Consider the following 22815-nt stretch of genomic DNA (forward strand, 5'->3'; position numbering starts at 1 on the left):
TGGTCTGGTTCATGGCAGGGCGCCGGGCTCCTCGTCGGGTTCCGGGTAGCTGCGCCGGGACTTCAACGCCCCGCGCAACGCGCGGTGCATGCCGCTCCATTCGTGGCGGAAGCACCAGACGACGACCGGCAACAGCGCCAGCCAGACCACGCTGAAATGGACGGGGGCATGCGGGCCGTACACCAGCGTGGCGATGGAAAGGCCCACGCCGGCCGTGACGAACGCGTACAACCGGGCGCGCGGAAACGGCCGCCAGACGTGGGCCGAGGCCTCGGTGCGCGCCACGAAGAACACCAGGAACGCGATCGCGTTCGCCACCACGGCCCCGGCGGCGCCATGGCCGGGCACCAGCCACACGCTGAGGGCGACATTGACGACCAGCCCCGCGATGGTCGACCACAGCGACAGCATCGACCGGCGCGTGATCCCGATGCCGACGCAGGTCACTTCGGAAAGCGTGTACAGCAGCGGCTCGCCGATGCAGCACAGCATCAGGTACTTCACCTGGACGTAGTGCGCGGGCAGCACGAAGTCGATCAGCCACGACAGGGCGCCGCTCACGACCCAGATCGCGCAGACCACGGCCAGCGCCTGCTGGGCGACGTGGTCGACCCGCCGCATGTCCGCGCCGTGGGCCACCCACTTGTAGACCATCGGCGCCCACAGCACGGAGAAGATCGTCTGGAACACCACGCCCACGCCGGCGAAACTCATGGAGACCGAGTAGATCGCCAGCTCCGGCAGGGTCGACAGCGAACGCAGGGCCAGCGTGCTGGTGGCATCCAGCCCCCAGTAGGCCACGCCGGCGAAGATCAGCGGCACGCCGTAGTCGAGCAGGCCGCGGATCTGCGGGCGGGAAACCGGGGCGCGCAGGGCCGGGACCCATTCGCGCCAGGTGTTCCAGCTGTAGATGAGCAGCACGGACAGCAGGGAAGCCAGATAGGCCACTTCCAGCTCCCCGAACGTCCGCGAGAAGGCCGGCAACGCCAGCATCGCGACGGCCAGCAGCAGGATCACCTTGGGCAGGATCTGGCTGGCGGAGAACGCCAGGCCGCGGTCCTGCATGCGCAGGATGAGCGAGAGGAAGCGGGAGATGAAACTCGCGACCACGCAGGCCACCAGCATCCAGTAGTACGCGACGTGCCCGAGGCCGAACAGCCAGTCGGCAAGGTGCCGGTCGATCGGCAGCGTGAGCAGCATCGCCAGCAGCAGCAGCGCGAACCCCGGCGTGAAGCAGGCTTTCAGCAGCGCGCCGCGATCGCTCCACTCGTGGTACTCCCGCACGTAGGCGCGGTCGAGTCCCAGGTTGAACAGCAGCACGCCGAACGACACCGCGATCTGCACGATGTTCAACCGACCCACGTCGGCAGGCGGGAAGACCCAGGCGATCACCGGCACCGTCACCAGTCCGAGCCCGGCGGTGACGATGGGGCCAAGGGCAAATGCGAGCACGGTTCGTATGTTCACCCGTCGACCTGTCTGGTTGGATTCTTGCCATGTTCACCGTCGTGTTGCCTGCCGGAGCGGGTAGGTCGCCCGGGATGGAGGTCGCGCCGGCTCCCGGTCGCCGGCTGCGCCGATGGCGACGACGCTGGCGACGAAGTCGCGGTAATTCCGGGCGGCGTCGAAGCCGGATTCGATCGCCTGCCGCGCGTGCACACGCAGGCTGTCCCGTCCGTCCGCGAAGGCGACCCGCTCCACCGCGTCGGCGATGTCCCGGGCATCGGGGTGCGCGCCCAGCAGGGCGCCGCAGCGGTCGGAGACCAGGCTGGCGATGCCGCCCACGTCGGGGGCGACGGCCGGCACGCCCGCGCTCATGGCTTCCATGATGGACACCGGCACGCCCTCGGATTCGCTGGCATTGACCAGCACATCCACCGGTACGCTGCGGTAGTACGCCTTGACGGCATGGTTGGGCAGCTCGCCGGCGAAGGTGCACGTGACGTTCGCCAGGCCCGACAGCTTCAGCCGCGCCAGCGCCCGGATCTCCTCCAGCAACGGGCCGGTGCCGATGTGCGTCCAGCCCACGCAGACGTCCGGATGGCGACGGGCCAGCAGTTCCAGGGCGTCGACGATCCGGTCCAGCCGCTTCACCGGAAGGCAGAAGGAAACCGACACCACGTGCAGGCATCCGGCCGGGCTCGGGCGCGCGAGCGTGGCGGCCAGCGGCACGCCCAGCGGACAGATGCGGATGTTTTCCGGCGGCGCGTCGTAGGTCTGCCGCAGATAGTCCCGCGCCTCGCGCGAGAGCGCGAAGATCGCGTCCCAGTCGGCGACGAACTGCCGCTTGAGCGGCATGTAGCCATGCCGGCGGCGCGCCTCGTACAGGTCGTAGCCATGCACGCGCGAGACGACCTTGCGCACCGCGCCGGCCTTCCGGGCGAGCAGGGCGGCGCAGGCCTGGGTCTCGTTCCAGTAGCTATAGGCCACGTCGATGCGGCCGTGGATGCCGGCGTATCGCTGCAGTTGCGCGGCCTGTTCGAGCACCTTGGACACGTGCAGCAGGGCGCGCGTGACGGTGCGCGGTTTCAGTTTCCGCGCGCGCCGCAGATAACCCAGCTCGCGCCGGAAGATCGCGGAGCCCAGCGCCCGCAGCACGAACCACAGCCGCCAGGCTCTCGCGGAGCGCGCCATGTCGAGGCCGACCGCGATGCTCGCGGGCACCGGGCGCGGCGTGCCCGCGGCCAGCGCCGGCAACACGGTGACGTCGACGCCGGCGTGCGCGGCCCAGTAGCCGATCTCGTCCTCGATGAACTGCTCGCCGGGGAGGTAGGGATAGGCGTTGGTCAGGATCGCGATCTTCATGGTTGCGCCGTCATGTCCGCGACGACGAGGTCGCTCACGCTGTCCTGGTAGACGGCATGCTCCACCTCGAACGGCACGCTGATCTTGAAGCAGCCCACCGTGGCGAAGCTCGCCGTGAGCACTCGCCGCCAGTTCGCGGTCACCTCCGCCATGGTCAGCATCGGCGCGCGCGCGGTGGCCAGCGCGTTGTACTCCTCCCAGTAGAGGTGGTCGTGGAAAACGCTGTATTCGGCGCTGATGACGGCGATCGTCATGTCGACGGCGTCGCTCAGCCCCAGCGCGGACACGCGGATCTCGGGCACGTCCTCGCGCACCACGTAGTACACGCGGGTCAGCGGCACCGACGCCGGCTCCACGCGGCGGTACAGCCGGTCGGGCGACATCTTGCGCCGCACGTTGGCGGAATTCAGGTGGTTCTTGATGTTGAAATGGGCGCGGTCGATCCATCCGCGCCCGGCGAGGATCTCGCTTTTCATCGCGTTGCCGATGCAGTTGTAGCCGTAGATCTTCGGCCACGCCATGTTGCCGTTGACGCGCGCGGTGTCGGACATGATGACGATGTCGTCGCTGACGAAGCCGACGTCCTCGTTGCGCCGCAGGGCGAGCATGGCCGACGATTTGCCGGCGCCGCCGGTGCCGGCGAGCAGGCAGGCGCTGCCGGCTATCGTCACGGACGCGGCATGGATCGGCACCACGTCCTTGAAGAAGTAGACCGACGGCACCAGCACGAACTCGTGCAGCATCTGCTCGAACGTCTCGGCCCCGCGCGGGTACTCCATCGACATCAGCTTGTGCACGGTGCGCCGGATGCCGCGCCGCGGCTTGATGACGGCCTCCACTTCCAGGCGGCCGTCGCCGGCGCGCTCCCAGCAGACGTCGATCCGCGGGAACGAGGTCTGCATGCCGTGCGCGAAGGTCTTGTGCGCCGTGGGGTTGATCGAGGACGGCATGTGCGCGCTGACGGCGTGGCCGATGCGGATGTTCACCTCGGGCTCGCGGTCGCCGGCATCTGTGTACAGCTCCAGGCTTTTCGCGAGCATCGGCTCCAGGCTCGCGTCGCCGGAAAACGCGTAGCACTTGCCGAAGATGATCTTCTTCACGCGCGCAGTCCCCGCATTGGCCGCGGCCGCGGGCGGATCACGTCGACCTTGTCGCCATGCCGACGCATGTCATCGCTCCTTGATGACACGCGCGGGGACGCCGGCGATCACCTGGTTGTCCGGCACCGAGCGCGTGACCACGGAATTCGCGCCGACGATCACGTTGTTGCCCAGCGTGACGCCCTCCCGGATGTAGACGTTGTCGCCGATCCAGCAGTCGTCGCCGATGACGATGTCGCGCTCCAGATGGATGATCGGGCCCGCCTCGTTGTTGGTCGGCTTGTCCAGCGAGTGCGTGATCGCCTTGATCGACACGTTGTAGCCGATGGCGCAGCTGCGGCCGATGACGACCTTGGAATGCGGGCCGCAGGACAGATGCGCCCGATTGAGATAGCTCTGCTCGCCGATCAGGAAGTGCTGCTTGGGGCCGATCAGCTTCGACTCCAGGCCGACCGTGGCACGCGGCGAGATGCCGCTGTACTCGCGCAACCGGCGGGCGTGGCTCCTGCGCTGCGCCCAGTTGACGGAACCGCTTATCAGCCTGGCGAGGAGATCGAGCATGTTTGGACCTGTTGCATGGATGCCGCGACGAGTTCTTCCACGATCAGGCGGGTCTGCGACTCCGTCAGATACGGGTGCATGGGCAGGCTGAGTACCTGCCTGGCCGCCTCGTCGCCTACCGGCAGGCGTGCGCCCGCATCCGCCACCGCCGGTTGCCGGTTGATCGGGATCGGGTAGTGCACCACGGTGGGGATGCCCGCTTCCTTCAGTCGCGCCTGCAGCGCTTCGCGACCGTCGACGCGGATGGTGTATTGGGCATGGACGCTGGTGTTGTGCGGCTCGACGTGGGGCGGGGCGGCGATGCCGGCCTGTGCGAGCAGCGTGGCGTAGCGGCTTGCGACCCGCTGCCGCAGCTGGATCTCGTCCTCGAATATCTCCAGCTTGGCCAGCAGGATCGCTGCCTGCAGCGTGTCCAGCCGGCTGTTCACGCCGACGCGGACGTGGTGATAGCGGCGATCCTGGCCGTGGCGCGCGATCTGCCGCATCACCACGGCAAGCCGGTCGTCGTCGGTGAAGATCGCGCCGCCATCGCCGTAGCAGCCCAGCGGCTTGCTGGGGAAGAAACTGGTGCAGGCGACCGTGCTCAGGCTGCATGAACGCCGCCCCTTGTAGCGCGCGCCGAAACTCTGCGCGGCATCCTCGATCACCGGGATGCCGTGCCGGTCGGCGATCGCGTTGATGGCGTCGAAATCCGCGCACTGCCCGTACAGCGAAACCGGAATGATCGCGCGCGTCCGCGGGGTGATCGCCGCTTCGAGTCCGGCCGGGTCGAGGTTGTAGGTGCGCGGATCGATGTCCACGTACACCGGCCTGGCGCCCAGCAGCGCCACCGTCTCCGCGGTGGCGATGTAGGTGAAGCCGGGCATGATGACTTCATCGCCGGCGCCGATGCCCAGCGCCATCTGCGCGATCTGCAGCGCGTCCGTGCCGTTCGCGCAGCCGATGCAATGCCTGGCGCCGACGAAGGCGGCGAGCTTCGCTTCCAGTTCGGCCACTTCCGGCCCGAGGATGTACTGGCCGTGCGCCAGCACGCGCGCGATCCCCGCGTCGAGGCGATCCCTGATGCGCGCCTGCTGCGCCTTGAGATCGACGAAAGCTATCATCCCCTGGCCTGTCATCCCTTGGCCTCCTGCCGGCACAGCACGCGGCCATCCAGCACGTAACGGGTGCCGGTGTGCGCGCAGACGGCCTCGCCGTGGCCCTCCGGAGGCAGGTTCAGCCGTTCGCCGAATTCGCTCATCCAGCCGATCTGCCGCGCCGGCACGCCCACCACCAGGGCATGGGCCGGCACGTCGCGGTTCACCACGGCGCCGGCGCCGACGAAGGCGAACTCGCCGATGGTGACGCCGCAGACGATGGTGCAGTTCGCGCCCAGCGTGGCGCCCCGCCTGACCACGGTGTCGCGGTATTCGTCCTTGCGCTCGATCAGCGAGCGCGGGTTGTAGACATTGGTGAACACCATGCTGGGGCCGCAGAAGACGCCTTCCTCCAGCGTCACGTTGTCGTACACCGACACGTTGTTCTGGATCTTGCAGCGGTCCCCGATGACGACCCGGTTGCCGACGTACACGTTCTGGCCGAGCGAGACTTCCTTGCCGATGCGGGCGCCGCCGCAGACGTGCACGAAATGCCAGATGCGGGAGCCGGCGCCGATGCGGGCGCCCTCGTCGACGATGGCGGAAGGGTGCTGGTAGTGGTCCGTGTCCATGCTGTTCGCTCTTCAGGCCGTTCGTTGCAGGAAAGGGTGGCTGTCGCTTGCAAGGGGTGCGACGCTGCCGGTGCGGATCGCGGCCACGGTCTCGATCGCGATGCGGTTTTCCTCCAGGCCGAAACCCCGGCCCGCGAGGATTTCCTCGTAGCTGCGGTTGTGCAGGTCGGCGAAGCCACCGGAGAACTCGATCTCCTCGCCGTCCACGGTGATCGAGCGGTAGGTGCGCTGCCCGCTTTCGCGCAGCGGGATGGGCACGTCCTCGATATCCACCGACAGGAACCAGCGCACGCGGGCGTTCTCGTACTCCAGGTAGCCCGCCGCCTTGGTCTCGCTGTGCAGGTGCACCTGGTTGGTCTGCAGCGCGCCGAAGATGTAATGCAGCATGTCGAAGAAGTGCACGCCGATGTTGGTGGCGATGCCGCCGGACTTCTTCGGATCGCCCTTCCAGCTCTGCAGGTACCAGTGGCCGCGCGAGGTGACGTAGGCCAGGTCCACTTCGTGCTTGGTGCGGTGCTGCCCGCGCCGGACCCGTTCGCGCAGCGCGACGATCGCCGGATGCAGGCGCAGTTGCAGGATGGTGTTCACGCGCTTGCCGGTCTCGCGCTCGATTTCCCGCAGGCCGTCGATGTTCCAGGGGTTGAGCACCAGCGGCTTCTCGCAGATCGCGTGTGCGCCGGAGCGCAGGGCGAAGCGCATGTGCGAGTCGTGCAGGTAGTTCGGCGAGCAGATGGAGACGTAGTCGATCTGGCCGCCATGGCCGGCGCGCCGGCGCAGGTCGACATGCCGGTCGAAGCGCTCGAACTCGGTGAAGAAGTCGGCGTCGGGAAAGTGGCTGTCGATGACGCCGACCGAATCGTTCGGATCGAAGGCGGCCAGCAGCCGGTTGCCCCCGGCCTTGATGGCCTGCATGTGACGGGGCGCGATGTAGCCGGCGGCGCCGATGAGGGCGAAGTTCTTCGGCAAGATGGTCATGGAAACTGATCCTGCTCCTGTGCGGCCTTTGTCGGTTGTCATGTGATTGCGGGTCCCATCGGCGCGTGCCGCCTGGCGGCCGGCACTGTTCGTGCGATGGCGTTCCGGTCAGGTTCCGTGGTGCGTGCGGCAAGCCGTGGCCGGAGCCTTCCAGTTGCTGCCGCGGGCCGTTCGCTCACCCGGTGTCCTTGCCGACGCCGTAGTAGGCGTAGGAGTAGTAGCCGCTGCTGCGCTTCTCCACGGCGTTGAAGATCGCTCCCCTGAGGGGGATGTTGTTCTGCTCGAAGCGTTGCCTGGCCAGCGCGATCTCGCGTGCCTGGTTGAGGCCGAAGCGCACCACCATCAAGGCGGTGCCGACGTGGTGGCCGATGATGGCGGCATCGGTCACCGCCAGGATGGGCGGAGTGTCGATGATCACCAGGTCGAACGCCTTCCGCACGTGGTCGATCAGCGTGGAGAAGCGCGAATTCATCAGCAGTTCGGAGGGATTCGGCGGAATCTTGCCGCGGCTGATGAAGTGAAGGTTCCCGGACGAGGCGATCGGGCGCACCACCGCATCAAGGTCGGCCTGGCCCGCGATCAGCTCGGAAAGGCCGGTCTCGGCCGGACAACCCATGATCTTGTGCAGCGTGCCCATGCGCATGTCGCCGTCGATCAGCAGCACGCGCTGGCTGCCTTGCGCGACGAGCGTGGCGAGGTTGGCGGAGACGAAGGTCTTGCCGACATCCGGACTGGAGCCGGTGATCATCAACACGTTGTTCTTCGCCTCCAGGCGGGCGAAGTGCAGGCTGGTGCGCAGGCTCCGCAAGGCTTCGGTGGCCATGTCCGCCGGCGCATCCATGACCAGCAGTCGCTGCTTGCCGTAGCCGCGGATGCGCTTGTCGTGCAAGGCCTGCTCGCGCAGGCTGACCGGGATGGAGGCGTACACGGGCAGGCCCAGGTTCTCGATGACGGCGGGGTCCTCGATGCCGCGGTTGAGCGCCTGGCGGATGAAGACGCAGAGCAGGGCCACGAAGCCGCCGAGGAACGCGCTGCCGAGCACCACGATGGTCTTCTTCGGCCAGATCGGCTGCGTGATGTCCACCGCCGCCTTGTCGATGATCCGCACGTTGCCCACCGTGCCCGCGCGGGCGATGTCCAGTTGTTGGGCCTGGTTGAGCAGGCCGGTGTAGGTGTCGTTGCTCACCTGCACGTCGCGGGTCAGTTTCAGCAGTTCCTGCTGGGTGTTCGGCAGGTTGCCGACCTGCTTGTCGATCGCACCCTTCTTCGCTTCCAACTGGCCGATCTGCTGCATCAGGGCCTTGTAGGCTGGGTGCGCCGGCGTGTACTGGCGCTGCATGTCGGCCTGCTGCAGGCGCAACTGCTGGATGTTGGTCTGGATGGCGACTTCCTGGTTCAGCAGCGCCTGGGTCTGCATGCTGATGTCGACCGAATGCGCCTTGAGCTGGTACGCATTGAGCGCCGCCGTGGCCTGTTCCAGCTGGCTGCGCACCTTGGGCAACTGCTCGCGGACGAACTGCAGGCTGTTCGCCGCTTCCGCGGAATTGCGCTCCACGTCCTGGCGCACGTAGAGCTCACCGACGTCTCCCAGCACCGCCGCCGCCAGCACCGGGTTGGTGTTGTCGTAGGTCATGTCGAGGATGCCGGAATCCTTGGCCTGCTCGTTGACCTTGATCGCCTTGCGCAACTGGTTGGTCACGGTCAGCCGGCGGTGGCGGACGACGCGGAAGCGGGTACCCGGATTGGCCGTCAGCGCCTGGACCTGCATGGTCACGCCATGGCCGCTGGCCGATTCCCCGGCCTTGCCGGTGACCAGGATGTTGTCGTCGTCGTCCACCAGCACATAGCCGCCGTGCTCGCCCGCGATCAGGGTCAGCGGCTTGTCCAGCAGGCCGTCGGGCACGTCCAGCTGGAAGATGTCCAGCTTCGCGCCGCCCCAGTCGTAGCCGATCATCCCGAACCAGGGGGCGGCCAACTGGCCGCGGTTATGCGAGGCGTAGAGGTGGGCGATGAAGTTGCCGAACACCGGAAAGCGTTCCGGGCTGCTTTCGATCGTGAGCTTGAGCTTGTCGACCACCGCGCCGACCACCATGCGCGAAGTGATCAACGCGGACTGGGTGGATGCCTCGGGGTCCGACGCCCCCAGTGTCTGGCTGAGCGCGCTCAAGCCGGGCAGGTCCGGGACTTTCTGTTCCACCTGTGCCGTCGAAGTGGCCTGATAGACGGGTGTGGCCGTTATGGCATAGATGATGCCAAGCACGATAAAAAGCGCGGTAATGCGGACGATAAACCATTTGTGATCGCGAAGCGTGCCCAGCAGTTCGCCGAGGTCTATCTCGTTGTCGCGTTGCAATGGGGCCAGGGTGCCGGTCATATGGATTACCGTCTCATGACGTGAAAACATGAATCACAGATAAAGTTGCCAACTGTCGACCCCTTTCGTGATCATCTCGTGTACATATTCGAAGGCGGTGCGTTGTTGGCGGTAAGGGTCGGGAATGTCATCTCCATTCAGCCATTTGTCGAGCAGATAGACCTTGCCGCGGGTTTCGGGTGCAAGCTGCATCATCGCTTCGACCTGGCTCTTCTCCATGCCAAGCACCAGGTCGGCTTCGCGCAGCATCAAGGGCGTCAGTTGGCGGGCACGGTGCATCGTGCCGTCAATGCCGCTTTCAGCAAGCAGCTGCAGGGCGGTCGAATCCATGGGCCGTCCAGCCGGCGCGCACAATCCCGCACTGCTGAATGAAACGCGACGCGATGTCGAGTGCTGTCGAAACAGGTACTCGGCCGTGGGACTGCGGCAGACATTGCCCATGCAGACGATCAGTATCCGCTCGAACACAGCGACGTCATACTCCCGAATCCCGAATCGGCGTCGATCCCGGGATGCTAGAAATGGCGGTCATGGCCTCCTGTCACGATCAGGAAAACCCGCGGTTGGCGAGTTTCGTGGCCCTGTTTTGAGATATGAAACGCGTGCCTCACAAAGAGGCTCAATGGTGATCGGCCAGCAGGCGTTATACCTGCCGATTATTTCATTTCCAGCATTGCACGAAGATGCCGATGTTTCGAATGCAAGCCGTGGATGGTTTGTCGATCAAGTGATCGAAATGAGCCCCGATGATTGCACGTCCGGATTGCCTGTCAGTGAACAACAGCCAAATGCTTCCCCGGTCGCCGCAAGTCGCTCATGGGCAGTGGATGCAACGTGAAATTTCACGGCGTCTTGTCCCGATCGGGTGGATATTGCCCGGTTCCCGTTTGCGCGGATGGTGCGAACTGTCGATTGCGCGTGCACCTGATCGCCTGCGCGACCAACGCGTGCCCGATGCCTGCGCCGGATGCGCCTCGTCGAAGCGTGGCAAGGCCCGACGCCGCCGCTCCGTCGCATCGCCTGCTTCGGTCCGCGTGCCGGACGAAGCCGGTCGCGAGGCATCGGTGGCGCCCGCGCGCGCATCGCTGATGCCGGTTCGGTGAACAGGCACCGGCGCTCGCTGCAGACCGTGCGGCGAGCGTCGACCGCGCTTGCGGCATGCCTGCTTGCGCCGCTTTCGACGGAGCTTCCTCAGTTCGCCCGCAGCAAGGTCCACTGCTGGTTGGCGCCCCCGTGGCACGGGTACTGGATGAGCGGGGTGCGCCGCGCGGTCGACGCGTTGGCGACATCGAGGCACAGGCCGCTGTTCCGGTTGACCAGCTCGCTGCCGCTGCCCGCGGGCTGCGGCTGCCATTGCTGTTCGGCTCCCCCCGTGCAGCTTGCCTGGACCACGGCCGCGCGAGCCGAGGTCGAGGCGTTCACGGCGGCCATGCATAGTCCGCTCAGCACGTTCGTCATCGTCCACGAGCCGTCGGCATTCGGCGCGAGCCGCCATTTCTGGTTGTCGTGGCCGGTCCTCGGATACTGGATCAGCTGCGTGTCGCTGGTGGTGGAGCTTTCGGGATCGTCCACGACCAGGCCGGAATTGACGCTACTGGCCCAGTACGCCACGCCGACGGGCGGATTGATGGTGAGATGGATGGGGCTGTTGTGGCTGAGTGCGCCGGCGACGCCGGTCACGGTGACTGTTGCGCTGCCGATGGCGGCCGTCGGCGTTGCCGACAGCGTGAGCACGGAGCTGGCGCTGCCGTCGTTCGCGGGCACCAGCGATGCGGGGGAGAACGTCGCGGTCACGCCGTTGGGGAGCCCGCTGATGGAGAGATCGACCGTCGCGTCGAAGCCGTTGAAGCCGGTGGCGGTGACCGCGACGCCGGCTTGCGAGCCCTGGCTCATGCCGAGCGATGCCGGCGACGTGCTGATGCCGAAATCGAGCGCGGCCGGGCTCCAGACGTCGGTGATCGGCGTGGCGGCCGAGGCATTGCCCAGTGCGGCGAGGCCGTACATGTCTTCCAGCGTCCGCAGCACGCTGTAGTGATCGATCGGCTCCGCATAGGTCCCCGGCTCGATGTTCGCGCCGGCAAACAGCGTGATGATGCGGTTGCCCAGGCTCAGGTCGTCGTCTTCGTCCCAGGTCAGGATCAGCAGGCTGTTGTGGGTCTTTGCCCAGGCGATGTAGCTGCCGATGTGCGAACTCAGCCAGCTGTCGCCGGTCGCGACGGGGCAGTCGTGCATGTCGTCGCACAGGTTGGGGATCACGAACGACACGGTCGGCAACTGGGCGAAGTCGCCCGGGAACGCGGTGTAGGGCAGGTTCGTCGACGGCGGAATGTTGCTGAAGTTCGCCCACGGGTCGTGTCGCCTTGCGTAGCCGGAAGCCCCGTACGCACAGCCGGTGTACCCGACTGACGGCATGGTCTCCGAATAGCTGGCAAAGCTGTAGCCGGCGCCCATCAGCTGATGGCCGAGATTGTCCGTGTCGAACGTGTGCGGACAGCTGTCGTCGGTGATGCCCTGGGTGGAGCCGGAAAATAGGGCCAGGTAGTTCGGCTGGCTCGGGTGTGTCACCGCATGGGACTGCGCGAAGTATGCACTGTCGGCGAGCAGCGAGTTGATGTAGGGCGCGTCCTTGGTGTTGCCCACGATGCTGTCGATGCTGGCGTTCTCCATGACGACGATCACCACGTGGTCATAGCGGGGGATCACGCCGCTGCCCGCGGCCGCGGCTGACAGCGAACGGAATTTCCCCTTGTCGTTCGGTGTCGTGGCCGAGGCTTGTCGGGATGTGCCGGCCATCCCGTGCACCGTTGCCGCGTCCTGCTGCCCGATCGGACTTGCTGCGGATGCGCGGACATTGCCGATGGCGCTGGAGGCGATGAGGGCGAACAACGCGCTGAACAGGAATCGTGTCAGGCGACATGCTTTCATGGCTATGGCCTTCTCGTGACTGGGCGGATTCGGAGCGCCAGCTTGTCCGTCAATTCGAGAACTGCCATGTCGTGCGACCAGGCCTGGAATCGCGGCTCATGGCGCATCGGAAGCTGGGCTGGCGTGCATGCGCCGGGCGCATCCTGGAGCGATGTCCGAACCGGATCACCGTCCTGTTTCAGTATGGCGCCGTCGGCTGCGATGGCAGGAATCGGATGCGGCAAAATGTGATGCAAACCGGAAGGAACGATGAAGATCGGCCCGCGCCCTTCACGGCGGATTGCGGTGCTCGGCAGGCGATGGATGCATCGGGGTTGTGTCGCGCTCTCGCACGGCTCGCCACGTTTTCGCAAGTTTTCAGCGACTGAACTTGCGTCGGGATTCATTCGGCCGTAACACGTCCGATCACATGCTCAGCACTCCAACCAACGCGGGAGGTCGTCATGGGAATTCTCGATACTCTGGGTGAAGTCGCCGGTGCCGTGGCTGCGGTCGAAGGCGCCGAGAAGCTCGATCCGAATGCAGGGCTGCTGACCAAGGGGCTCGCGGCCGTGGCCGGCTTCAAGGGCGCGGGCGCGCTGGAGTCGGCGCTGGGCAAGAAGAAGGAGGGCGAGGCCGAATCGAACGACGCGGATGCCGCGCCGGCCGACGACAGCCAGTCCTGAGTTTCATCGTCGCCAAGCAAGAGGGCCACCCATCGGGTGGCCCTCTTGCTTGTGGCATGTCGCGGTGCGGATGCGCTACGGCATGTCGTCGTCGCCGTCGGGTTGCGTCGGCGTGGCCGCCGCCAGCGTCACCGCGGGCAAATGCGCCGCCTGCAACTGGCGGTCGAGCTGCGGCAGGTCGGTGCCGCGGATCGATTGCCACTGCGCCAGCGCCTTGCCGAGGTTGGCGTCGTATTCGGCCAGCGCCTGCTGTTGGCCGTCGGTGGGTGCGCTGTCGGCGCCTTCGACGTCGGTGGCGATGGCGGTGAGCGCGTCGCTCATCGCGTGCAGGTTAGCGGCGTACTCGCCGCTGCCGCTGACCAGCGGCTTGGTCTTCGCATCCAGCGCGTCGACCGCGGCCAGCAGGGGCTTGTGCGCGTCGTCGCCGGCCAGCTTCGCGTGCAGTGCATCCAGCTGCTTGCGTAGCGACTGCACCTCGCCGTAATTACTCCAGACCTGCTGCAGGGTGTCGCCGATGCGGCGCGAGAAGGCGAGGCCGGCGGCGAGGTCGGCGGTGGCCACGTGCTCGCGCGGATCCATCGTCACGGTGAGCGGGGCGCGGTAATCCTTGCCGTCCGCGTGCAGCACCACCTGGTAGTTGCCGGGCAGCACCAGCGGGCCTTCCGGCGTGAGCGGGGTGTCGCTGTCCCAGGTGGCGGCGATGCTGTAGCCGTATTCGATCGCATGCGGGCGCGGGTAGCGCAGGTTCCACACGAAGCGGTGCATGCCGGCGTCGGTGGAGAGCTGTTGCGGCGAGCCCAGCCAGCCCTTCTCGAAGTAACGGTCGGCGGCTAGCGGTTCGGGTTTCTCGTCGCTGGCATAGCGGCGCACCAGCTGGCCCTTGCTGTCGTAGATGCTGAGCGTCACCGGGCCGTGCGCGGCGTGCGCGAGGCGGTAGTCGATGATGGCGCCGGTGGGCGGGTTGGTGCCCAGCGGCGTGCCGGGCGGCAGCGGGGTGTCCTTGTTCTCGTTCGCGCGCACGCGGATCGCCGGCGCCGGCGCGTACAGCTGCACGGCGGCCGTGGTGCCGGCCTGGCGCAGCGGGCTCACGTCGTCGAGGATCCAGATCGCGCGCCCCTGGGTGGCGGCGACGAGGTCGTCGCCGTGCACCAGCAGGTCGCGCACCCAGGCGGTGGGCAGGTTGCGCTGCAGCGACGCCCAGTGCGCGCCGTCATCGGTCGACACGTACACACCGCGGTCGGTGCCGGCGTAGAGCAGCCCGGCCTGCTGCGGGTCGGCACGCAGCACGTCGACGAAATCGTGGGCGGGCAGGCCGGCGGCGATGTCGGTCCAGTGCGCGCCGTAGTCACGGGTGCGCCACGCATGCGGCGTGAAGTCGGCCTGGCGATGGTTGTCCACCGTGACGTAGGCGGTGCCGGGCTGCAGCGCCGAGACATCGATGGAGCTGACCTTGCCCCAGGACGGCAGGCCCTTGGGCGTGACGTCGTGCCAGCTCTTGCCGCCGTCGCGGGTGAGCTGGACCAGGCCGTCGTCGGTGCCGATCCAGATCTCGTCGTTGTCGCGCGGCGAGGGCGCGATGGTGAAGATCACGCCATAGCCGCAGTCGCGCGCCTCTTGCGGCGTGGGCTTGCCCTTGCAGTTCTGCGCGCCGTCCCGCTTGCCGTTCAACTCGGGGCTGATCACGCTCCAGTGCTGGCCCTGGTCGGTGCTGCGGAACAGTACCTGCGCACCCATGTACAGCGCATACGGCGGCTTGGCCGAGAACGCGATCGGGGTGATCCAGGTGTAGTGGTACTTGAAGTCGGTGGCGCGCTGGCCGTAGCTGTTCACCGGCCACGGCGTGACGTTCTGCACCACGCCGGTGCTGCGGTTCCAGCGCGACACGCGACCGCCGAGGCCGGAGCCGAACACGATACCGGGGTCGCCCGGGTAGGGCAGGTCGTAGTCACGCTCGTCGCCGCCCACCGGGTTCCAGTCGCGGAACGAGATCGAGCCGTAGTCGCTGCGGCTGGCGATGCCCACGGTGCCGGAGTCCTGCTGGCCGGCGTAGATCCAGTACGGGAACTGGTTGTCGGCGCCCAGATGGTAGAGCTGGGCGGTGGGCTGGTTGTACCAACTGCTCCAGCTCCGGCCGCCGTTGACGGTGACCACCGCGCCCTGGTCGCTGGCGGTGATCATGTGCTGCGTGTTGGTCGGGTCGATCCACAGGTAGTGGTAGTCGTCGCCGCCGGGCGCGCCCTTGAAGACGCGCCAGCTCTTGCCGCCGTCGTCGGAACGGCGGATCGACTGGCCCGCCGAGTACACGCGGTCGGGATCGGTGGGGTCGACGGTGATGCGGCTGAAGTAATCGTTCGGCAGCCAGTCGGCGTGGCTCTGCGCCTGCCATGTGGCGCCGCCGTCGTCGGAGCGGTAGAGGCCGCTCTGCTCCGGATGCGCGGCGTCGTTCACCACGGCATAGACGCGGTTGCCGCGCGCGGTGGCGAGGCCGATACGCGCGAGCTCGCCGCTGGGCCAGCCCTGGCCGGCCAGGCGCTGCCAGGTGACGCCGCCGTCGCTGGATTTGTACAGGCCGCTGCCCGGCCCCGCGTTGGGTTGGTAGTAGGACAGCCACGGCCAGTTGCGCACCTGCCACGCCGCCGCATAGACCACGTTCGGGTGCGCCGGATCGGCGGCCATGTCCACGATGCCGGTGTTGTCGTCGACGAACAGCGTCTGCTTCCAGGTCTTGCCACCGTCGGTGGAACGGAACACGCCGCGCTCGTGGTTCGGCCCGAAGTAGTGGCCGAGCGCGCCGACCAGCACGGTGTCCGGATGCTGCGGGTCGACCAGGATCTTGCCGATGTGCTTGCTGTCGTCCAGCCCCAGGTGCTTCCACGTCTTGCCGGCGTCGTCGGAGCGGTACACGCCGTTGCCTGCGGCGACGTCGTAGCGCGCGGCCACTTGGCCGCTGCCGGCGTAGATCACGTCCGGGTTCGACGGCGCCACGGCGAGCGCGCCGATCGCGGCAGTCGGCACCCGATCCATCAGCGCATGCCAGGTACGGCCCGCGTCGGTGGTCTTCCACACGCCGCCGCCCGCGGTGCCGATGTAGAACGTGTCGGGCTGCGAGGGCACGCCCTCGGCCATTGTTGCCCAGCCACCGCGGAACGGGCCCACCAATCGCCATTCCAGCGCGCCGGCGGCAGGGGCCGGCGGCGGTGTGTCGGCTGCCGCGAACGAGGGGACTGCAGGCGACAGCAGGCAGGCGAACACGAGCAGCGGACCCACGGCACGACGCAGCGACATGGCAAGACCTCGAAGCGGGACAGGCGCCGAAGATACTGCCGGCGCCACGCGATTGCAGGTGCCGGGAGGCATGCGCTGCGCGCGCGAAATCTTGCGTTGCGCGATGCGGCTCGCTCAGCCGGTCGCCGCGTGCTGCGCGCATGCCGCCGCACGCGTCTGCAGAAGCTCGCGTTCGCGCGCGTTGCGGGTGAGCGCGGCGGCGCGCTCGAACTCCGCGCGGGCTTCGTCGTGGCGTTCGAGTTTTTCCAGCAGGTCGCCGCGCACGGCGGGCAGCAGGTGATAGTTCGCCAGCAGGGGCTCGTCGCGCAGCGCGTCGACGAGCACGAGGCCAGCCGCCGGGCCGTTGGCCATCGCCACCGCCACCGCGCGGTTGAGTTCCACCACCGGCGAGGGTGCGACGGCAGCGAGCGTGGCGTACAGCGCGGCAATGCGGTTCCAGTCGGTCTGTTCCGCGACGGCTGCGCGGGCGTGGCAGGCGGCGATCGCGGCCTGCAAGGTGTAGGGCTCCGTCCCGCCGCCCAGCTGCTGTGCGCGTTCCAGCGCCGCGAGGCCGCGCTGGATCAGCAAGCGATCCCAGCGCGCGCGGTTCTGTTCCAGCAACCGGATCGGCTCGCCGCCTGGCCCGCTGCGCGCGTGCGTGCGTGAGGCCTGCAGCTCCATCAGCGCGAGCAGGCCGAACACCGGCGCCTGCCGCGGCATCAGCCCGGCGAGGATGCGGCCCAGCCGCAGCGCTTCCTCGCACAGCGCGGGGCGCATCCAGTCGTCGCCGGCGGTGGCGGTGTAGCCTTCGTTGAACACCAGGTAGATCACGCCGAGCACGGCGTCCAGTCGCTCGGCCAGCTCCTCGCCGCGCGGCACCTCGAACGGCACCTGCTTCTCGGCAAGCGTGCGCTTGGCGCGCACGATGCGCTGCGCGATGGTGGGTTCCGGCTGCAGGAAGGCGCGGGCGATCTCGACGGTACTGAGGCCGCCGAGCAGGCGCAGGGTGAGCGCCACCCGCGATTCGGCGGGCAGTGCGGGATGGCAGGCGGTGAAGATCAGCCGCAGCAGGTCGTCGCCGATGTCGTCGTCAAGCATGGCGTCGAAACGGGGCATGGCATCGGCTTGTTCGGCCTCCAGCTCGCGGGCGATTTCCTCGTGCTTGCGCTCCATCAGCTGGTGGCGACGCAGGCGGTCGATCGCGCGGTGTTTCGCGGTGGTCATCAGCCAGGCGCCGGGATTGTCCGGCACGCCGGTCTGCGGCCACTGTTCCAGCGCGGTCACCAGCGCGTCCTGCGCCAGTTCCTCGGCCAGGCCCACGTCGCGCAACATGCGCGCGAGCCCGGCGATGATCCGTGCCGATTCGATCCGCCAGATGGCTTCGATGCTGCGATGGGTGTCGGTCGCCGTCATGGCGACCGATCAGACCATCATCATTCCGTGGCGGCAAGGGGAGCAGCCAGGGGCAGGTATTCACGGGCGATGTCGCGTCGTCGGCCTAGCCGGTCTTCAAGGATCCGGTGGCCTTGTAGGTCGTGAGAATGACGCCGGACGGCAGGGCTTTCGAGCCGACGAGCTCGAACGAGCGTGGCGGGGTGCCCTCCGCAAAGAAGCGCTTGCCGGTGCCCAGCAACACCGGATAGACGACCAGCAGGACTTCGTCCACCAGCCCGTGTTCGAGCAGCACCGAGGTCAGCGTGGAACTGCCCCAGAGGATCAGGTCCGGGCCGTCCTGCGACTTGATGCGGCGCACGTCCGCGACAAGGTCCGGCCCCAGGCCTGCGAACGGCCCCCAGGCGAGACCTTCCGGCCGGTGGGTGGCGACATGTTTGGTCGCCGCATTGAGGGCGTCCGCCATCGGACTGCTCGGCGCCTTGGGCCAGAAGCCCGACCACAGGTCGTAGGTGCGGCGGCCGAGCAGCAGATCGAAGTTTCCGCCGTGTGCGGCGAAGAGTTCATCGCGGCCCGCGGGTGTGCGGTAGGGCGCGGTCCAGTCGACGTAGGGGAAACCGTCTTCGCCGGAGGCCTGGATCACGCCGTCCAGCGAGATGTGTTCCATGATCCTGAGCTTTCGCATTGCAGTCTCCATGCTTCGGGAAAGGCGGCGTCACTGCGCGGGCGGGCAGTTGACCATCCACGGCACGCCATAACGATCCACCAGCATGCCGAAGCGCGCGGACCAGAAGGTCTCGCCGATCGGCATCTGCACCGAGCCGCCTTCCGCCAGCGCGTGGAAGATGCGCTCCGCTTCCGCCGGCGCATCGAGCTGGATCGCGACCGAGCAGCTCTTGATCGGCTCGTAGGGGCCCATCGACGACATCGCGTCCGAGGCCATCAACACCGCGTCGCCGACCTCCAGCCGGATGTGCATGACCTTGTCGCGCATCTCGGGCGGCATCGGCATCTCCGGCGGTGCCTCGCCGAAGCGCGAGAGCCGGGTGACCTTGCCGCCGAGGCAGCGGGCGTAGAAATCGAAGGCTTCTTCGGCATTGCCGTCGAAGAGGAGGTAGGCGACGAGTTGCATGGCGGCTCTCCGCTGGATGGTGGAAGGTATCAGTGGTTGTTGCCGAGCTGCGCGCGCAGTCGTTCTCCGCGCTCGCGCAGTTCGGGGGTGAGCGTGTCACCGAAATCCTCGGCCTCGTACAGCGGGCGGATCTCCACCTCGGTGCCACCGTCGAACGGCGCGCGCTTCAACCATTCGATCGCCTCGGCCAGCGACTTCACCTGCCACAGCCAGAAGCCGGCGACCAGTTCCTTGCTCTCGGCGAACGGGCCGTCGATCACCGTGCGCTGCTTGCCGTCGAAGCGCACGCGCGCACCGCTGGCGCTGGGCTTCAGCCCGTCGCCGGCCAGCATCACGCCCGCCTTCACCAGTTCCTCGTTGTACTTGCCCATTGCCTCGAACAGCCCGGTGTCCGGCAGCACGCCGGCTTCGCTGTCCTTGTCCGCTTTCACGATCACCATGCATCGCATCGTCGTTTCTCCGGTGGGTCGAGCTTGCCCCGTTGGCGCTCTCACAGGCACGACGAACGGCGGTCCGCGGAATCGACACCCGTCGCACGGATTTTTTTCGCGATCAGGGTTCCCGATTGGCGACGATGCTCAGCCAGAAATTCCGTTCGCGCCGAGCGTAGCTTGCGATAGCAAGCGCGCGCGGGGAGCGGCCATGGATGGCCGCGTTCTGGGGAGCGAGGAAGTCGAAGCGCCCGGCAGTACCCCTTCGACTTCGGCCCTACGGGCCTACGCTCAGGGTGAACGGCGCAGGTGGCGGTTGGGCCATGTCATTGATCGGGTCAGAGCTTGAGCTGGACGCCGGTGTACCAGGAGCGCCCGTAGGCGGGTTCCAGGCCGGTCTGCCACACGCGGTCGTAGTAGCGGCGGTCGGCGAGGTTGCTGATGCCGGCCAGCAGTTTCACGTGAGGATTGAGCTGCCAGTCGCCGGCCACGTCGACCACCGTGTAAGCCGAGATGCGCGCGGGAAGATACGTCGCGCCGCTGCCGAAGGATTGATCGGAGTCCTGCCAGTACTGCGCCGCCGCGGAGACCGCGGTGAGGCTGAGCTTCACGCGCTGCTCCACGCGCCAGGTGAGGCCGGCCTTGGCGAGGTAGCGCGGCGCGTAGGCCGGCACCTTGCCGACCTGGCCGGGAATCGTGCTGGCGGTGAACCTCGCGGCTAGCAGGCTCACGCTGGCGAAGGCTTCCAGGTGTTCGCCGCGCGCGGCCAGCGCGGTGGGCGCGAGGAAGTCGTAGTCGAGCTCGCCCTCGAAACCGCGGCTGCGAGTGTCGCCGGTGTTCACCTCGATCACGTCGGTGGCGTTGATGTGCTGCGCCTCGATGCGATTCTTGAAGTCGATCCAGAACACGCTGGCGTCGTAGTACAGGCCGGTGAGCGGCACGCCGTGCACGCCGGCTTCCCACGACAGCGATTTCGACGGGTCGGGCGCGTGGCCGGGCACGATGTTGGCGAACGGCGAAGCCATGTCGAAATAGCGCAGCGGCCGCCAGCCCTGCGACACGTTGAAATAGGTCTCGTTGCCGTGGCCGAAATCGTTGCCGATGCCCAGTCCGAACAGCGGCACGGTGCGCGCGTCGGCCTCGTGGATCAGCGGGCGGCTGAGGAAGGGCGGGCGCACCGTCTCGTCCACCGCCACGCGTTCGCGCTCCAGCCGCACCGAGGGCACGATGTGGATTTCGTGCGGCAGGCGGAACACGTTCTCGGCGAATACCGAAGCGTAGTCCGAGCTGCGCGCCTGGCGCAGGCGCGGCGTGCCGCTGCGGTCGAAACGGTCGACGTAGAGATCGGGGCTGCTCCATTGCCGGAACGGATCGTTGCCGTGGAACAGCACCGTGCCCGCGGTGAACGCGTTGCCGTGGCCCCAGGCCTTGCGCACGCGCAGGTCCAGGCCCTGGGTGCGGAACTGCTCGTCCTGCAGCGTGGTGCTGGCCGGCGGCAGCTGCGGCGCCAACGCGCCGTTCGCGGCGCGGCTGGCGAGGTCCTGGTACGCGAACCACAGCTTGCCGGTGAGCCGCCAGCCGTCGCCGAACTCGCTCGTGTGGCCCAGCACCAGCTGGTCGCGGTCCACCCAGTCGCGGTTCCACGGCGTGGGCGTGGCGCGCGGATCGGACTGCCACTGCGGATAGCTCAAACGGCCGGCGTCGCCGGAATCGGCGGCGATCGCATGCAGGTCCAGCCACCAGACGTTCTTGTCGCCGGGGCGGTATTCCAGATAGAGGTCGCCCTGGCGCATCTGCGACTGCGCGTTCGGCCGCGTGCCGTCGCTGCGCACGTAGGCGGCGTCGGCACGGAAGGTCCACGCACCGTGGCTGCCTTCGAGCACGTTGTAGGTGGAATACAGACCGTGATTGCCCACTACCTGCTCGGTGCTGGCCGAGAACGGCGTGCCGGGTTGCGGCCGCTGCGTGACCAGGTTGATGACGGGTGCCGGTTCCGGCCCGTACAGCAGGCTGGAGCCGCCGCGGATCAGCTGCACTTCCGACAGGCTTTGCGCCAGCGGCATCGCGTACAGCGTGGGGAAGCCGATCCAGTCGCTTTCCAGCGGAATGCCGTCCTGCATCACCAGCACGTATTCCGATTCCTGCGGATTGCCGAGGCCGCGATAGCTGAGGTTGAACTGGGTGGGCGTGGGCTGCTGCGAGACCAGCACACCGGGCGCACGCGCCAGCAATTGCTGCAGGTTGTTGCCGATCACCGCGGGCTGCAGGTCGAGGTGGATGACCGTGGTCTTCTTCGTCACGGTGATCTTCGTGCCGGCCACTTCCGCCATCTGGTGCTTGAGCTTGGCCGCCACGTACCGGCGCCAGTCGTAGGCGCGCACGTCGATGCGCGGCAGGTTGGTGATCGACTGCGGCGCGGGCGCGGCAGTGCCCGTCGGCACGGCGACTTGCCGGGCGGCCGCCGTGAAGGCGGCCAGCGCGAGGGCGGCGGCAAGGGCGAGGGGCAGGGCGGCGCGACGTGGCATCGTGGGCGGGGCGCAGTGGGGGAGTGCGTGCTTATCGCGCATTCCCGGTCGCATCGCCATAGGCCAGACGCTTGGCCATGACGCGATCTCGACACGGCGGCGCGTGTGCGGGAGTAGGCTGGGCGTTCCGCATCGGGAGGGCCGCGTCATGTCGCGTCGAATCCGCATGTTGCTGATCGTGCTGGCTGCAGCGCTGCTGCCCGGCCTGGTCCAGGCATCGCCCGCCACTGCGCCCTCGGGCGACACGGCTGCCTTGCAGAAGGCCGTGGACGGCAGTTGGCGCTCCGCCGCGAACAAGGCGCGCGACCGCTACCGCCATCCGGTCGAGACGCTGCAGTTCTTCGGCATCCGGCCGGACATGACCGTGGTCGAGCTGGCGCCTGGCGGCGGCTGGTACACCGAGATCCTCGCGCCGTTCCTGCGCGAGCACGGCCATCTGGTCGAGGCACCGTCGCCGTCGCCTGCCTTCATGCAGCGCATGCAGGCGGATCCGGCGGTGTTCGGCCACTTCGCGCAGGTGCTGCCGTTCAAGCCGCCGGCGCCGGTCGCGCTCGGCGCGCCGGGTTCGGCCGACATGGTGCTCAGCTTCCGCAACACCCACGATTGGCTCAACCGCAGTCCCGAGGCCTTGGCCGCGGTGTTCAAGGCCGCCTATGACGTGTTGAGGCCCGGCGGCGTGTTCGGCATCACCGAGCACCGCGCCAAGCCGTTCGCCGATGCGCAGGAAAGCAGCAAGGCCTTGCATCGCCTGCCCGAGGACTACCTGATCGCGCTGGGTCTCAAGAGCGGCTTCCGCCTCGGCGGCGTATCGGAGGTCAACGCGAACCCGAAGGACGCCGAGGACGTCAACGTGCATCGCCTGCCGCCCGATCTCGCCGGCCCGGCCAGCGAACACGCGGCGATGCAGGCGATCGGTGAGTCGGACCGCATGACGCTGCGCTTCGTGAAGCCATGAAGA

At 67.7% G+C, this 22815-nt stretch carries 19 protein-coding genes; 3 read left to right on the forward strand and 16 right to left on the reverse strand.

Annotation, left to right across the window (positions count from 1 at the left end):
* Positions 1 to 9 precede the first annotated feature (9 nt).
* From AB7878_RS16945 to AB7878_RS16985, 9 genes are all read right to left on the reverse strand, one after another.
* A complete protein-coding gene (locus tag AB7878_RS16945; protein ID WP_369495476.1) occupies positions 10 to 1467 on the reverse strand; it encodes a lipopolysaccharide biosynthesis protein in 1458 nt (485 codons plus the stop codon).
* 33 nt (positions 1468 to 1500) lie between these two features.
* Entirely contained in the window at positions 1501 to 2805 is a 1305-nt protein-coding gene (locus tag AB7878_RS16950; RefSeq protein ID WP_369495477.1) for a glycosyltransferase, read from the reverse strand.
* Positions 2802 to 3905, reverse strand: coding sequence for a hypothetical protein (locus AB7878_RS16955; RefSeq protein WP_369495478.1), 1104 nt, complete (start codon positions 3903 to 3905; stop codon positions 2802 to 2804). The genes AB7878_RS16950 and AB7878_RS16955 overlap by 4 nt, the downstream gene beginning before the upstream one ends.
* A 69-nt stretch (positions 3906 to 3974) precedes the next feature.
* Positions 3975 to 4466 (reverse strand): acyltransferase, encoded by a 492-nt coding sequence (locus AB7878_RS16960; RefSeq protein WP_369495479.1) that lies wholly within the window; start codon positions 4464 to 4466, stop codon positions 3975 to 3977.
* Positions 4442 to 5584, reverse strand: coding sequence for a DegT/DnrJ/EryC1/StrS family aminotransferase (locus AB7878_RS16965; protein WP_369495480.1), 1143 nt, complete (start codon positions 5582 to 5584; stop codon positions 4442 to 4444). Before AB7878_RS16965 ends, AB7878_RS16960 begins: the two co-directional genes overlap by 25 nt.
* Positions 5581 to 6174: an acyltransferase gene (locus tag AB7878_RS16970; RefSeq protein ID WP_369495481.1), complete on the reverse strand. Its 594-nt coding sequence runs from the start codon at positions 6172 to 6174 to the stop codon at positions 5581 to 5583. Before AB7878_RS16970 ends, AB7878_RS16965 begins: the two co-directional genes overlap by 4 nt.
* A gap of 12 nt (positions 6175 to 6186) precedes the next feature.
* The gene (locus AB7878_RS16975) at positions 6187 to 7149 is read right to left on the reverse strand and encodes a Gfo/Idh/MocA family protein (RefSeq protein ID WP_369495482.1); all 963 of its coding nucleotides are present in this window, start codon (positions 7147 to 7149) and stop codon (positions 6187 to 6189) included.
* Positions 7150 to 7324: 175 nt separating this feature from the next.
* Positions 7325 to 9523: a polysaccharide biosynthesis tyrosine autokinase gene (locus tag AB7878_RS16980; RefSeq protein ID WP_369495483.1), complete on the reverse strand. Its 2199-nt coding sequence runs from the start codon at positions 9521 to 9523 to the stop codon at positions 7325 to 7327.
* 33 nt (positions 9524 to 9556) lie between these two features.
* Positions 9557 to 9991, reverse strand: a complete 435-nt coding sequence (locus AB7878_RS16985) for a low molecular weight protein-tyrosine-phosphatase (protein WP_369495484.1) — start codon at positions 9989 to 9991, stop codon at positions 9557 to 9559.
* Positions 9992 to 10145: 154 nt separating this feature from the next.
* Between AB7878_RS16985 and AB7878_RS16990 the strand changes: the two genes are divergently transcribed.
* Positions 10146 to 10361: a hypothetical protein gene (locus AB7878_RS16990; protein ID WP_369495485.1), complete on the forward strand. Its 216-nt coding sequence runs from the start codon at positions 10146 to 10148 to the stop codon at positions 10359 to 10361.
* A gap of 353 nt (positions 10362 to 10714) precedes the next feature.
* Here the strand turns inward: AB7878_RS16990 and AB7878_RS16995 are convergent, their stop codons facing one another.
* Positions 10715 to 12316 carry an alkaline phosphatase family protein gene (locus AB7878_RS16995; protein ID WP_369495486.1) on the reverse strand — a complete coding sequence of 534 codons (1602 nt, stop codon included), beginning with the start codon at positions 12314 to 12316 and terminating at the stop codon, positions 10715 to 10717.
* 575 nt (positions 12317 to 12891) lie between these two features.
* Here AB7878_RS16995 and AB7878_RS17000 point away from each other — a divergent pair.
* The gene (locus AB7878_RS17000) at positions 12892 to 13113 is read left to right on the forward strand and encodes a hypothetical protein (RefSeq protein WP_369495487.1); all 222 of its coding nucleotides are present in this window, start codon (positions 12892 to 12894) and stop codon (positions 13111 to 13113) included.
* Positions 13114 to 13188: 75 nt separating this feature from the next.
* Here AB7878_RS17000 and AB7878_RS17005 read toward each other — a convergent pair whose 3' ends face one another.
* From AB7878_RS17005 to AB7878_RS17030, 6 genes are all read right to left on the reverse strand, one after another.
* Complete coding sequence (locus AB7878_RS17005; protein ID WP_369495488.1) at positions 13189 to 16398, reverse strand: WD40/YVTN/BNR-like repeat-containing protein; 3210 nt, start codon at positions 16396 to 16398, stop codon at positions 13189 to 13191.
* Positions 16399 to 16512: 114 nt separating this feature from the next.
* Positions 16513 to 17790: an RNA polymerase sigma factor gene (locus AB7878_RS17010; protein WP_369495489.1), complete on the reverse strand. Its 1278-nt coding sequence runs from the start codon at positions 17788 to 17790 to the stop codon at positions 16513 to 16515.
* A gap of 85 nt (positions 17791 to 17875) precedes the next feature.
* On the reverse strand, positions 17876 to 18454 hold the full coding sequence (locus AB7878_RS17015) for a dihydrofolate reductase family protein (protein ID WP_369495490.1): 579 nt from the start codon (positions 18452 to 18454) through the stop codon (positions 17876 to 17878).
* Positions 18455 to 18484: 30 nt separating this feature from the next.
* The gene (locus AB7878_RS17020; protein ID WP_369495491.1) at positions 18485 to 18901 is read right to left on the reverse strand and encodes a VOC family protein; all 417 of its coding nucleotides are present in this window, start codon (positions 18899 to 18901) and stop codon (positions 18485 to 18487) included.
* Between the two features lie 29 nt (positions 18902 to 18930).
* Positions 18931 to 19350: a YciI family protein gene (locus AB7878_RS17025; protein WP_369495492.1), complete on the reverse strand. Its 420-nt coding sequence runs from the start codon at positions 19348 to 19350 to the stop codon at positions 18931 to 18933.
* Between the two features lie 320 nt (positions 19351 to 19670).
* Entirely contained in the window at positions 19671 to 21857 is a 2187-nt protein-coding gene (locus AB7878_RS17030; RefSeq protein WP_369495493.1) for a TonB-dependent receptor family protein, read from the reverse strand.
* Positions 21858 to 22005: 148 nt separating this feature from the next.
* On the opposite strand from AB7878_RS17030, the gene AB7878_RS17035 reads away from it, so the two are divergent.
* Complete coding sequence (locus AB7878_RS17035; protein WP_369495494.1) at positions 22006 to 22812, forward strand: class I SAM-dependent methyltransferase; 807 nt, start codon at positions 22006 to 22008, stop codon at positions 22810 to 22812.
* Positions 22813 to 22815: the final 3 nt, after the last annotated feature.

The sequence above is a fragment of the Rhodanobacter humi genome (assembly GCF_041107455.1).
GTDB lineage: Bacteria > Pseudomonadota > Gammaproteobacteria > Xanthomonadales > Rhodanobacteraceae > Rhodanobacter_A.